The 14,621-nt window shown below is 59.7% G+C and carries 6 protein-coding genes; 1 reads left to right on the forward strand and 5 read right to left on the reverse strand.

The window, feature by feature from the left end:
- Window positions 1-5 precede the first annotated feature (5 nt).
- The 5 genes from astB to ACM6JQ_RS12595 form a co-directional block, all read right to left on the reverse strand.
- Window positions 6-1,352 (reverse strand): N-succinylarginine dihydrolase, encoded by a 1,347-nt coding sequence (astB, locus tag ACM6JQ_RS12575; RefSeq protein ID WP_414893917.1) that lies wholly within the window; start codon window positions 1,350-1,352, stop codon window positions 6-8.
- A gap of 163 nt (window positions 1,353-1,515) precedes the next feature.
- Entirely contained in the window at window positions 1,516-2,985 is a 1,470-nt protein-coding gene (gene astD, locus ACM6JQ_RS12580) for a succinylglutamate-semialdehyde dehydrogenase (protein WP_176472305.1), read from the reverse strand.
- Window positions 2,982-4,007 carry an arginine N-succinyltransferase gene (gene astA / locus ACM6JQ_RS12585; RefSeq protein ID WP_007919351.1) on the reverse strand — a complete coding sequence of 342 codons (1,026 nt, stop codon included), beginning with the start codon at window positions 4,005-4,007 and terminating at the stop codon, window positions 2,982-2,984. Before astA ends, astD begins: the two co-directional genes overlap by 4 nt.
- Before the next feature lie 51 nt (window positions 4,008-4,058).
- Window positions 4,059-5,078 carry an arginine/ornithine succinyltransferase subunit alpha gene (aruF, locus tag ACM6JQ_RS12590; protein WP_007919353.1) on the reverse strand — a complete coding sequence of 340 codons (1,020 nt, stop codon included), beginning with the start codon at window positions 5,076-5,078 and terminating at the stop codon, window positions 4,059-4,061.
- A 214-nt stretch (window positions 5,079-5,292) separates the two neighbouring features.
- Window positions 5,293-6,513, reverse strand: coding sequence for an aspartate aminotransferase family protein (locus ACM6JQ_RS12595; RefSeq protein WP_008077923.1), 1,221 nt, complete (start codon window positions 6,511-6,513; stop codon window positions 5,293-5,295).
- Between the two features lie 304 nt (window positions 6,514-6,817).
- On the opposite strand from ACM6JQ_RS12595, the gene ACM6JQ_RS12600 reads away from it, so the two are divergent.
- Window positions 6,818-14,620, forward strand: a complete 7,803-nt coding sequence (locus tag ACM6JQ_RS12600; RefSeq protein ID WP_414893918.1) for a dermonecrotic toxin domain-containing protein — start codon at window positions 6,818-6,820, stop codon at window positions 14,618-14,620.
- Window position 14,621 lies beyond the last annotated feature (1 nt).

Below are 14,621 nucleotides of genomic sequence, written 5' to 3' on the forward strand. Positions count from 1 at the left end.
GGCCATCAATTGATCTGGAATGGATAAACCGCGCTCAGTTTAAGGATTTGCGTCAGTTCATCCAGTGCCGTCCGGCATTCAAGCAGCAATTGCGGATCCGCCAGATCGGTTTCGCTCAGGCGGTCGCGGTAGTGCTTTTCAACCCATGCGGTCAACGAACCGTACAACGGTGGCGTCATGATAACCCCTGGGTTGACCGCCGCCAGTTCGGTTTCGTTAAGCGCGACGCGCAAACGCAGGCACGCCGGGCCACCGCCGTTCTGCATGCTTTGCTTGAGATCGAAGACTTTCACTTCGCGGATCAGGCCGCCGGAACTGGTCAGTTCTTGCAGGTAAGTCCAGACGCGTTCGTTGGCCTGGCACTCTTGCGGCACGATCAGCAACATCGAGCCATCAGGACGCGACAGCAACTGGCTGTTGAACAGGTACGAGCGCACCGCGTCATCTACGGTGACCGCCGAACGCGGCACACACACAGACTGGAAGTTGCCGCCGGCTTTGGCGAGTTTGCTTTGCAGCTCGGCCAGCATCGAGTCGGTGTCGAGGAACGCGTCCTCGTGATAGAACAACACCTCGCCGTTACCCACCGCGATCACGTCGTTATGGAACACGCCCTGATCGATCACGTTCGGGTTCTGTTGGGCGTAGACCACGCCTTCGTCACGCAGCCCGTGCAGACGCGCAACCGCTTGCGACGCTTCGAGGGTCTGACGGGCCGGGTACTTCTGTGGCGCCGGGAAACGGTTGTCGAACGCGCTGCGACCGAATACGAAGAACTCGACGCCGGCCTCGCCATACTCACGGCAGAAACGCGTGTGGTTGGCCGCGCCCTCGTCACCGAACTGTGCCACCGCCGGCAGAGCGGCGTGATGAGCGAAGTGCTGCTGATTGGCGAACATCGCACCGAGCACGCGGCTGGTGGTCGGGTGCTCGATGCTGCGGTGGTATTTGCAGTTAAGGTTGGCGGCGGTGAAATGCACGCGACCGTCTGCGGTGTCGGCGCTCGGGCTGACGGTGGCAGCGTTGGCCACCCACATGCTCGATGCCGAGCAACTGGCGACCAGCAGCGGCATGGCTTCCTTGGCGGCGCGCTCGATCACTTGCGCGTCAGTGCCGCTGAAACCCAGACGGCGCAAAGCGGCCACGTCCGGACGTTCCTGTGGCGCCAGCACGCCTTGCTGAAAGCCCATTTCCATCAGCGCTTTCATCTTCGCCAGACCTTGCAGCGCCGCTTCCTTCGGGTTCGAAGATTGCTGGCTGTTGCTCTGGGAGGCAACGTTGCCGTAGGACAGACCACCGTAGTTATGGGTCGGCCCCACTAGACCGTCAAAATTGACTTCATAGGATTTCATCAGCGAGGCTCCACGAGAATCTGTTGTTATAGGCTTCAGTAACTATTCTTTAACACCGCGGTGCGGCCATCGCTGGCAAGCCAGCTCCCACAGTGACCGCGTCGTACACAAAATGTGTGGACGCCTCCGCCCCTGTGGGAGCTGGCTTGCCAGCGATTGGGCATCACGCCATTTTCACGCCAGGCGTCAGGGCGGCAGGCAACACCAGACTTGGGGTTTCCAGCGACGCCACCGGATACGCGCAGTAATCCGCTGCGTAATAGGCGCTGGCGCGATGGTTGCCCGAGGCACCGACACCGCCAAACGGCGCGCTGCTCGCCGCACCGGTCAGTTGTTTGTTCCAGTTGACGATACCGGCACGGCTTTCCAGCCAGAACTGCTGATAACGTGCTTCGGAATCCGACAGCAAACCGGCGGCCAGACCATAAGCAGTGTCATTCGCCTCAGCGATTGCCGCTTCAAAATCAACGTAGCGAATCACTTGCAACAACGGGCCGAACAACTCTTCGTCCGGACGCTCGGCAACAGCGCTCACATCGAGAATGCCCGGCGTGAGCAGCGCGGCTTGTGCCTGCGGCTGCGTCATCGCCAGCAACGACACCGCGCCGTTAGCCAACAGATGTTCTTGAGCGTCCATCAGCGCTTTCGCCGCGCCGAGGGAAATCACTGAACCCATGAACGGCGCCGGTTGCTGATCGAATGCACCGACCTCAATCGTCGAGCTGACTTCAACCAAACGCTTGAGCAGGCTGTCGCCCCACGCGCCTTGCGGTACCAGCAAGCGGCGCGCACACGTGCAACGCTGACCGGCAGAAATGAACGCCGACTGAATGATCGTGTAAACAGCCGCATCGAGATCGGCGACCTGGTCGACCACCAACGGGTTGTTGCCGCCCATTTCCAACGCCAGAATCTTGTCCGGGCGTCCGGCGAATTGCTGGTGCAGATGATTGCCGGTGCGGCTCGAACCGGTGAAAAACAGACCATCGATGCCCGGATTCGCCGCCAGCGCAATGCCGGTTTCGCGAGCGCCTTGCAGCAGGTTCAAAACGCCTGCCGGCAGGCCGGCTTCGATCCAGCACTTGACTGTCAGCTCGGCGACTTTCGGGGTCAGTTCGCTTGGCTTGAACAGCACGCTGTTACCCGCCAGCAGCGCCGGAACGATGTGGCCGTTCGGCAGGTGACCGGGGAAGTTGTAAGGACCGAACACCGCCACCACACCGTGTGGCTTGTGGCGCAGCACGGCGGTGGCGTCGCCCAACGGGCCGCTCTTCTCGCCAGTGCGCTCGCGGTAGCTCTGCACCGAGATCGCGATCTTGTTGACCATGCTGGTGACTTCGGTCGCGGCTTCCCACAACGGCTTACCGGTTTCCTCACCGATGGTGCGGGCCAGTTCGTCAGCGTGGCTTTTCAGCGCGGCGGCGAACGCCTCCAGCACAGTGATGCGCTCGTCCAGCGAACGCCGCGCCCAGCCCGGAAACGCCTGACGTGCAGCCTGCACCGCCGACTCGACTTGAGCGGTGGTTGCGCCCTCCCCCGACCACAGCACTTGCTGAGTCACCGGGTTCAGCGATTGAAAAGCTTCGCCCTGACCGGCCAGCCACTCACCTGCGATGTATAGCGAATTCATTATTTCGACTCCCGTGCAGCGGACAACGCCACGGCGCGCACTTGATCGCCAGCGTTGAGTTGAAGACGTTTGGCGGTCTGCGGATCGACCACCAGGGTGCCGGCAGCCAGACGCGCCGGCGCAGCAGTGATGCGGCAGTCTTCGCGTTTGCGGTTATGGATGATGAACGGCGTGGCGTCTTCGCCCGGTGTGCCAACAGCCAGCACCAGCGCTTCACTGTCACGCACCGCGCGGATCTTGCCGGTTTCGCATTCGATGGCCGGGCCGGCGTCGAAGATGTCGACGTAACCCTGATAGCTGAACCCTTCGCCCTTGAGCATCGCCAGGGCCGGCTCGGTGTCCGGGTGCACCTGACCGATGACGTTACGTGCGCCTTCGGACAGGAAGCAGGTGTACAGCGGAAATTTCGGCATCAGCTCGGCGATGAAAGCTTTATTGCCGACACCAGTCAGGTAATCGGCCTGGCTGAATTCCATTTTGAAGAAGTGCCGACCGAGGCTTTCCCAGAACGGCGAACGGCCGGCGTCATCGGAGACACCGCGCATTTCGGCGATGATCTTGTTGCCGAACAGTTCCGGGAACTCAGCGATGAACAGCATCCGCGCCTTCGACAGCATGCGACCATTCAGACCGCTGCGATAATCGGCGTGCAGGAACAGCGAGCACAGCTCGGAATTACCGGTCAGGTCGTTAGCCAGAAACAGCGTCGGAATCTCGCGATAGATGTTCAGCTCTTGCGAAGCACTGACGGTCAGGCCGACACGGAAGTTGTACCAAGGCTCACGCATACCGACCGCACCGGCGATGGCGGAAATCCCCACCACGCGGCCGTCATCGTCTTCGAGCACGAACAGGTAGTCCGCATCACCACGACCGGCTTCACCGCGAAAGGTCTTCTCGGCCCAGCCGACCCGGTGGGCCAGACGCTCTTCGTTGGCCGGCAACGTGGTCAGGCCGGTGCCGGTGCTGCGGGCCAGGTCGATCAGAGCGGATAAATCGCTGCTGCGTACGGGACGAACAATCATGCTATCTCCTCAAACGGGCCGCCTTCGCCACCCGTGAAACTCGCTAAGGCGTTAAACCGCCACCAGGCGCACACTGGCACCTTCACCGACGCCCAGGGCTTCGGCTGCTTCCAGATCCAGAGTCACCGGTTTGCCCGGCGCGTAATCCAGTTCCAGCAGCACCGCGCGGTAATCCTGCAACTGCGCGTTGGCCACCAGATACTGGCGCCCGGCACCTTTCACCGGCTCGCCGATCTTCACCGGCACCACGCGGCTCTGGGCGATCGAACGGATCCCCGAAACACGCGCATGCAGGGTCGGGCCACCGTCGAAAATGTCGATGTAGTGATCGGTCTCGAAGCCTTCGCGCATCAGGATGTCGAAGGTGATCTGCGCACGCGGGTGAACCTGGCCCATCGCCTCTTGGGCGGAGTCCGGCAGCAGCGGCACGTAGATCGGGTAATGCGGCATCAGTTCGGCGAGGAACGTGCGGCTTTTCAGCCCGCACAGACGCTCGGCTTCGGCGTAGTTGAGGTCGAAGAAGTTGCGACCGATCGCATCCCAGAATGGCGAGTCGCCGTTCTCGTCGCTGTAACCGACGATCTCGGTCACCACCGAATCGGCGAAACGCTCCGGGTGGCTGGCAACGAACAGCAGACGGCCACGGGAGTTGAGCTCTGACCACGGCGAACCGACCAGCTCGCGCTGCACGTAGAAACTGGTCAGCAAGCTGTTGCCGGTCAGGTCATGGCACTGCGAAAGCACGTGGATCTTGTTGTGGATCTTCAGCTCGCGCGAAGCGTGGACGAAGGTCTCGTTGCGGAAGCTGTAGAACGGCTCCGAATAACCGGCCGAGGCGACAATCGCCGAGCAACCGACCAGCTTGCCGGTGGTGGAATCTTCGAGGACGAAGAAGTAGCTCTCTTCACCGTTGAAGCTCACTTCGGCGGCAAACGAAGCTTCGCTCGCAGCGATCTTGTCGCTCAGACGTTCCACGTCATCCGGCAAGGAAGTGACACCAATCGGGCTGTCCGCAGCCAGACGCTGTACCTCGCCCAGATCAGCCATTTGCGCGGGGCGCATCACCAGCATGGTGTCACTCCTTTCTCTTATCAATTCACAGAAAAAATTACCGGGCCTACATGGAGATCAATGTAGGAGTGAGCCTGCTCGCGATTGCGGTCTGTCAGAAACCAATGAGTCGACTGACAGACCGCAATCGCGAGCAGGCTCACTCCTACAGTTGATCTGGTCCGGCATAAAATTTTGATCGACGCCTGAAAAGCTCCAGGCGTCGAAGGGTCTATCAGGCTTGCGTCAGTGCTGCGGCAGCGCGTTCGAAGCGGTCGAGACCGGCATCGATATCGGCGTCTTCCACCACCAGGCTCGGCGCGAAACGGATCACGTCCGGGCCGGCTTGCAGAATCATCAGGCCTTCTTTTTCAGCGGCGTTGAAGATGTCTTTGGCCTTGCCTTTCCAGGCATCGCTCAGCACGCAACCGATCAACAGACCGAGGCCACGCACCTGAGTGAACAGGCCGTACTTCTCGCCGATCTGCTCAAGGCGCGCCTTGAATTTGTCGTGCTTGGCGTTCACGCCGTTCAGCACTTCTGGCGTGTTGATCACGTCGATCACCGCTTCCGCGACCGCGCACGCCAGCGGGTTGCCGCCGTAAGTGGTGCCGTGAGTACCGACGACCAGATGCTTGGCCAGCGCTTCGGTGGTCAGCATGGCCGCGATCGGGAAACCGCCGCCCAGGCTCTTGGCGCTGGTGAGGATGTCCGGAGTCACGCCGTAATGCTGGTAGGCGAACAGCTTGCCGCTGCGGCCCATGCCGGTCTGCACTTCGTCGAACACCAGCAGCGCGTTGTTCGCGTCGCACAGTTCGCGGGCACCTTGCAGGTAAGCCAGTTCAGCTGGCAGCACGCCGCCTTCGCCCTGGATCGGTTCCAGCACGACCGCACAGGTCTTGTCGGACACCGCCGCTTTCAGCGCGGCCAGATCGTTGTAAGGGACGTGGGTAATGCCGGTGATTTTCGGGCCGAAACCGTCGGAGTACTTCGACTGGCCACCGACGTTGACGGTGAACAGGGTACGGCCGTGGAAGCTGTTCAGCGCGGCGATGATTTCGTACTTCTCAGTGCCGAAACGGTCGAACGCCACACGACGGGCCAGCTTGAACGCGGCTTCGTTGGCCTCGGCACCGGAGTTGCAGAAGAACACGCGCTCGGCGAACGTGGCATCGATCAGCTTGTGCGCCAGGCGCAGGGCTGGCTCGTTGGTGAACACGTTGGACACGTGCCACAGCTTGTTCGCTTGCTCGGTCAGTGCACCGACCAGCGCCGGGTGCGCGTGGCCCAATACGTTGACGGCGATGCCGCCGGCGAAGTCGATCAGCTCGCGGCCGGCCTGATCCCAGACGCGGGAACCGGCGCCACGCACTGGAATGAAAGCGGCAGGCGCGTAGTTGGGAACCATTACCTGGTCGAAATCGGCGCGTTGTACCGCAGCGTGCTCAACGGACATCGGAGTCTCCTGATGAGAAACACTCGCCTGAAACTGGCGAGCTTGGTGAGGATTGTAAGGACAGTTTTCAGCCCGGCCTTGTCGCCAAGCGACAACTTCTTATAGCGCAAACCCCGGATTTTCACGGGTTTACGGCAATGCGACATATAGCGTCGCAAAGGCGCAGTTTAACGGGCGCCGCCGATTTGCGGCAGGCTGCAGAGAATACCAACTCCACCCCGCGACAAAGATATAAATATGTACCGCACAAAGGTGGTCCGTTCCTGATTTGCTGCGCGTTCTTTTCAACGCCAAGGATTGGCCCATGCACCTGACTCAGCCACCACCGCCAGTCTCGACTGCCGCGAGCGACGCGCAGCATCACGACGACCACTACCTGCCACTGAAAAACGCCGTACCCGACTGGCTCGGCAACACTTCATCGACCCGCCGCCAGGCGCTCCAGGACAGCCTGCCCCGTCTGTCCACTTCACTCCAATCGGTCCCCGCCGAACAGCATCAACAGATGAAAACCCTCAACGCCGCGCACTGGGCCGCGCAAAGCCAAGTCGATCAAAGCCTCGAACACCTGCAAGACGCCAGCGCCTTTGCCGAGCCCTTGCTCAAACAGGAACTGAACAAATCCTTCGGACTGGATCTGGATGTGCGCAATACCTTTGTGCGCCTGTACATCCCCGCAACCACCCCGTGGCTCCCGATCAGAACGGGCACGCGCGCCTGGACGGTGTCGTTACTGGAGGCCGCGCTGCACAACTTCGAGGAAGCGGAAACCCGTGACGACGCCTTCGACGTTGACTCGACCTTCGTCACCCGGCCCTCCACCACCGGCCAGTTCATGACCCTGCCGTCGATCAAGGCCAAACTGAGCATTGCCGCCTTCACCCAGCTGTGCCGAAGGCTGGATCTCGGTGCTCAGTACAAAGCCCATCTCGAAGACAACCTCGGCTATACCGATCCGATGGTGGCGTCTGTACTGCGCAGCAAACTGGACGACAGTCAGAAGGCCGCGATGAAAGCGGCCCTGCAATGGGCGCGGATGAACCGCGATGTGTCGGAAAGTTATTTTCGCTTGATCGATGCCGTGCTCGACGGCATGAGAGGGCTGTATGTCGGTGGCGCGCCCGTGCGGTGCCATGACATGGGGATGCTGTGCGCGCCGCTCACCGGTATCGTCGTCTTTGCCCCCGACCTGTATGCATCGCGCACCCCGGCGCGGGTGGTGGCCTACGTCCCGGATGATCCCGAGCACCCTTTCAAGGAATACGCATCGACCTACGAACTGTTTGTCGAACTGACGCGCCAGCTGCGTTCGAAAGACTATCAGCAGTTTTTCAGCCGCTTCGTGAACCACGAACATCGCGGCTTTTTCTTCAGCACCCTCAACAGCCGCTTGAGCCAAATGACATGGCATCCGCCGGAGTCCGGCAGCTCACTGCCCGCTTGGCGCGAAACACCTGTAGAACGACCGGATCTGCAAACCACACTGACACCGTTCCAGGTCGATCTGTGGCAACACCTCTATCAATCGAAACTGAACAAAATCTTCAATGACGCCCGGGTGATCGCCGTGCCCACCGCCATGGTGGACCAAAAAGCACGCTGGGCTTTCTGGGATTCGGTGAGCAACATCATCTCGAGCATCGTCCAGGCCGCCGCGCTGATCGTCGCGCCGTTCGTGCCGGTCCTGGGTGAAGCGATGATGGCGTACATGGCGTATCAAATGCTCGATGAAGCTTTCGAGGGCATCATCGAATGGGGACAGGGACGCACGAGCGAAGCGTTCGAACACCTGATGGGCACCGTCGAATCGCTGATCCAACTGGGTATCTTCGGCATGGGCGGCGCGATTGGTGCCGGCGAGTTTCGCAAGGTCTTGCCCAAGGAAGTGGTCGCCTTCATCGACCGCTTCAAGCCTGTACAACTGGCCAATGGCAAAACCCGCTACTGGGATCCCGATCTGGCCCGCTACCAGCACACGGCAGTGCCCGATGCCGGTTCAACGCCCAATGAACTGGGCCTGTACCCGCATCAAGGCAAGCAACTGCTGCCACTGGAAGACGCTCATTTTGCCGTGAGCGAAGGTGCGATTCCCGGCCAATACACGATCGAACATCCCACTCGGCCCGACGCCTACCAACCGACGGTGCGCCACAATGGCGCCGGTGCCTGGCACACCGAACTAGAACAACCACTGGAATGGGACACCGACACGGCGCTGCGGCGAATCAATCCTTCCATCGAGACATTCTCGCCTCCAGAGCGCGAGACGATCCTGCGTGTCAGTGGCGTCAATGAAGATGCCGTACGCAAGATGCATGTCGATCAACAAACTCCACCTCCCCTGTTGGCCGACAGCATTCAGCGCTTCAAGATCGATCAACAACTGCAACGCTTTATCGATCAACTCGACAGCAACGTGGCTGAGCAATACCTGCGTGCCGATCCGGCGACACAACTGCAACTGCTGACGCAACACGGCCGCTGGCCGAGCAGCCAACGCCTGCGCCTGGTTGATCAACGAGGCGAACTGCTCTGGCAATCCTCGGCGGACGCAACCTTGCCGCTGACCGAGCTTCGCCTGGACAGCCTGATCGATGGCGACCTGCTCAAGACCCTGCTGGCTTCTCTCGACGAGCAGCAAATCAAAGCGTTGCTCGCAGAACCTTTCAGCGGGCCGACGCCCTCGCTGGAAGTTCGCAGTCAGATGCTGCGCAAGCAACTGGCCCATCTCGCCCGACGCCACCGAAGCTCGCTGTTCGACTCGCGCTATCAGGTCCTTCAGCACATTGACGATCCATTGGCCCAAACAATCATCGACCACGATCCGACACTGCCGGCCAGCCTCGTCCGTGAACTGCTCGACACCGCCAGCGGTAGTGAATTGATACAGATCAGCAACGGAGAACTGCCGCCGCGCCAACAGGAATTCATGCAACTGGCCAATCAGGAAGTGCGTGTCACCCGCGCTTACGAAGGCCTGGAACTGAACGCCTTGAGCAATGCCGATTCCGATTCCCTTGCGCTGCACAGCCTCAAGCTGCTGCCAGGCTGGAGCGGCGATGTGCGCCTCGAAATCCGCGACGGACGTTACGAAGGCGCGGTACTCGACAGCATCGGACGCGAAGATGCGCCCGCTCGGAAAGTACTGGTTCGCCACCAGGACGGCCGCTATCAATCTTACGACGACCGCGGCCAGGAGCTGCATTCGGCCACGGATTTTTACTCCAGTCTGTTGTACGCATTACCGGACGGCGAACGTCAGAATCTGAACCTGCAGATCGGCCAGGGCGACGCGTTGAGTGCCGCAGTTCGTCAGCGATCACTTGAACGCGAGGAGCTACGCACCGTGCTGTTCGAAGCGCCGATCAGCCAACCGGCCGTGGACACGCTACGCCTGGCAGGCTTCGGCAATGATCGACTGAACGCACCCAGAAGCCTTGAAAATGCCGATTTTTTTGAAGCGGGTGAACTCGGTGCGATCGGCATCGAAAACCAGGACAACCTGGTGACCACAGGTCAGCGAATCGTTAGTCCCGAAGAGCGCGTGCAGGCGATCTATCGAGGCATGTCCAACGAAGAGGCGCGTAATTTCGTTGCGGTTTTCCAGAACAACACGGTTGAGTTCAACGCGGAACTGGCCAGGCGCCGCAACGAATACTTCAAGCTCAGTAATGACCTGCGTAACTGGGAAATCGACGTCCCCGCCAATGACCCTGTCAGCGGCCTGCCGTTGACCTATATCGAACGCCGGGCAGCCCTGCAGAATCGCGCGCAGTTCCGAGAAGCGCTACTGCGTTGCTGGCGCAGGCAAACCCGGGGTCCCGCTGGGTACATGTTGCAGATTGCGCAACCCGTACTGGGGGAACTACCCGCACTGGAAGCGGACTTCAGCCACGTCGTCATGCTCTCCATCAATGGCAGCGCCAATACCAGGGCAGTGGACACCTTTATGCAACGCTTCACAGGTCTGCTGTATCTAGATGCGCAAAACCTCGATCTGCCGAGCCTGCCCCAATCGTTCACCGCAATGCCCAACCTGCGCCAGCTGATCTTGCGCGACTGCGGCATCACCCACTCGGCAACCAATCAGGCAGTGCTTGCATCGTTACCCAACCTTTCGCTGCTGGATCTGCGGGGCAATCCATTGGGCACGCCTCCCGACGTCAGCGCGATGCCTTCGTTGCGTTATCTCAATCTGACCAAGACAGACATCTCCACACTGCCGGACAACCTGCTCGATCACCCGAGACTGATCACCGGCAATTTCGATGGCAACCAGATCAGCGACATACCGGACGTTTTTTTCAACCTGACCAGCTCACTCAGTGACGGCTTCGGTTTTGCCGACAACCCGCTGTCGGCCGCCACCCGAGAGAAAGTGAAAACGTACTATAACCACACAGGCAAACATTTCGGAGTACGCCCGGATCCAGCCGATATTTTGCGCACCACCACGTTGTTTCCTGATCTGAACGCCGACCAGGCCAGTGAATTGTTGTATCGGCTTCCCGGCACATTGACTGACAGCCAGGCTCAGCTCGCCAGTTGGGAGGCCGAGCTCGCAACGTTGAAGACTGAACTCGGCGAATGGGCCAACCAGACACCTGCGTTCGACCCCGTTTTCAATCGACCTTTGACGCTGGATGAGCAAGCACTGGAGCGCAGTGCACGGGATGAGTTTCGGCAAAAACTGGAGCGTTTCTGGCGCACCCGATCAGCGTCTCTCAGAGAAAGCGAGCTGACCGCAACGCTTGATTTCATGGGCGACCTGCCGGCCTTGAGTGCCAATTTCGAGCATGTCTCGCGACTGACACTGACGGGCAATAAAAACCTCACGGCAGTACTGCCGTTCATTCAGCGCTTTGAGAATCTGACCACACTGGAATTACACGCCTTCGACCTGGAGCCGATTGCCCTTTCGCAGATCAGGATGCCCCGCCTCAGCGTATTGGAACTCAACGATTGCGGCGTGGTGCTGACCCCTGAAAATCAGGCGACACTGGTTTCCCTGAACAACCTGCATACGCTGGACCTGAGCAACAATCCCCTGGGGACATTCCCCGAGCTGAACCTGCTCCCCGAACTGACCTACCTCGATTTATCCAACTGCGGCCTCAACGTGACGCCTGACGGGCTGGCCAGTCATCCGAATCTGCGCACTGCAATTATCAGCGGTAACCGCATCAGCGAAATCCCCGATGCGGTGTTCGAGCTGTCGGCCAATCAGAGTGACGGCTTCGACTTTTCCGACAACCCGCTGTCGGTGGCCACACGCAATAAAGTGAAAACCTATTACAGACGCACCGGACAAGACTTCGATGTGCGCGCAGAGACCAGCGATATCGCCCTCATGCGAGATCTGTTTCCGTCCCTGGATGAACAGGAGGCCAGCGATGTGATCTACGACTTGCCCGGAACCCTGGCCGATAGCAGGATTCAGCTCGTCAGGTGGCGGGCCGAGCTTAATCAGCTGACTTCGGACCTGACCGCTTGGGCACCGCAAGTTCCCAGCGTTCATCCCTTGACGGGTGAAGTTCTCACGGCCATTGAACTGTTTGACCAATACGCCGCCCGCTCCGAATTTGGCCAACAGCTGGAACGCTTCTGGCGTCGCCGGTCGGTCGAATCAGGCATGCGTGCGGATTTTTTCGAGTCCGACTTGAGGTTCATCGGTGACCTGCCGCAACTGACAACGGACTTCTCTCATGTCGTTGGTGTGAAGCTCAAGGGCAATGCCGCTATCGGTGCCCCCGACGCGTTCATCGATTTGTTCGTCAACACACGCGAGCTGGACCTGCAACAGTTTCCACTGGGTGAAATACCGCAGTCCGTGACCCACCTGCCGAAGCTCACGGAACTGACATTGAGAGACTGCGGCGTGACACTCAGCCCCGCCGACCAGAACACCCTCGCGACACTGAGCGACCTTGAACTGCTGGACCTGAGTCACAATCCACTGGCGGCGATACCCGACCTGCAGCCGCTGCCTGCCATGCGTGACATTCTGCTTTCGAACTCCGGCATTACGGCACTGCCCAATGGCTTCGCCGATCACCCGAACCTGAAAAACGCCTTGTTGAACGGCAACCGCATCACCGATCTGCCCGAAACTTTTTTCAGCCTCGATCTGGACCTCGCCGACGGCACCAATCTGGCCAGCAATCCACTGTCCCTGCCCACTCGCGAGCGCATCAAAACCTACTATGTCGAGCACGGACGCCATTTTGACGTGATGCCGGATGTCGGCGACCTGGCCAGCGCACAAAGGTTGTATCCATGGATGGACATCGACGATGCCAGTCACATGATCTATCACTTGCCCGGCACGCTGCAGGCAGGTAGTGCGCAACTGCTGCGCTGGGAAGCGGAAATCAGCCAGATGATCAGCGACTTGAGTGCTTGGTCCGAACGCATACCGTTGCGCAATCCCATGACTGGCGAAATCCTGAGCGTACCTGAGCGCGTGGAAGAACAATTCAAGAGGAGAGAGTTCAGTCAAAATCTGGAACAGTTCTGGCGCGCCAGAAACACCGACAAGCCCGAGCTGAGGCTCAATACGCTAGATATCGTTGCTCACTTTGCGGGGGAACTGCCGTCGCTGTCTGCCGACTTCAGCCACGTCGTCCGCTTGTCCATTCAGGGTAATGAAATGCTAAATGCCCCGGACAGTTTCCTGATGTGCTTCAAAGGATTGCAAGCCATGGAGCTGCGCGGCTTCAAGCTGGGCCGCATGCCACGGGCGCTGGCACTCATGCCTTCCCTCGAAACACTGATGCTGAACAGTTGCGGTGTGGTACTCGACGCCATGGGCCAGGCCACGCTTAGCGCGATGAGCGGGTTGAAAGGACTGGACTTGTACAACAACCCTCTGGGCACTGCGCCGGATGTCGGAGCATTACGCGCGCTGTCGGCCCTGGATCTTTCCCGCACCGGTATTACTCAGGTGCCCGCCGGCGTGGGGCAGTTACCTCGCCTGCGTGACACGTTCCTCAGCGAAAACGCCATTGTCGAATTGCCGGAAGACTTGACTGGCTTTGGCACCAACGGGGTTGTCCTGAGGGCCAATCCACTGTCCACGGCCTCAAAAAACCGGATAAAGGCCTTCTACCAACTCAGTTATCAGAACCTGGGTGTTTTGGCTGAGCAGGCTGACATTGCCCTGGCGCGAGACCTGTATCCCGCCATCAGTGAAGCCGATGCCAATCATCTGGTCTATGGCCTGCCCGGGACAATGGCCGAAGGACGCATCGAATTGCTGCGTCGCCAGAGCGACCTCGCCACGCTACTGCGCGAGCTTGAGGTGTGGGCGCGGGAGGTTCCGCGTGATCCGCTCACAGGCGCTAACATGGGCGACGAAGCACTACGCCAGGAAAACGCCAGACGCAGCTGGTTCAGGGATGGCCTGAAACAAAGCTTGCGCGTAGCGCCGGGAGGCCTGGCCTCTTCTGAGGTAGCCCTTGATCTGTCTTTCCATGGCGAGTTGCCGAAACTGAGCGGGCGTTTCGAGCAGACCAGCAAACTGACACTGACAAGTACTGCCAACGTGCACCCTCGGGTTGACCGATTGCTTGAGCTGTTCCCGTCACTCAAAAAACTGGATATTCGCGCCTATCAACTCAACGAGATTCCCGCCTCAATCTTGCGCATGAGCAATCTGACCAGCCTGGAACTGCCCCATTGCCGCATCGTACTGACTGAGCAAACCGTGAATGCACTGGCGGCGATGGAAAACCTGCGCATTCTTGACTTGAGCCACAATCCATTGGGGCTGACACCGGACCTGAGAAACTTCAACGCGTGTCACTCTCTGCGATTGAGCAACACGGGACTGACCGACGTACCGGTCGGCCTTTTTGAGATGCCGCAGTTGACGTATGCAGATCTTTCCGCCAACGCCATCATCGAACTCCCCGACCCACTGCCCTCTCCTGCTGACGGTAGAGGTGCCACCTATGACTTCAGCAACAATCCACTAAGCCTGGAGAGTCAGCAGCGTTTGACTATTTACAATGCGACCAATGAAACGCGACTGCAGGAGGAGCGAGAATGGCTGGCCAGCGCTTACCAAGCGCTGGACAACTTCAGGGATATGTCGTTTTCCGATTGAG

Source organism: Pseudomonas sp. IT-232MI5 (assembly GCF_949767845.1).
In the GTDB taxonomy this organism is placed as follows: domain Bacteria; phylum Pseudomonadota; class Gammaproteobacteria; order Pseudomonadales; family Pseudomonadaceae; genus Aquipseudomonas.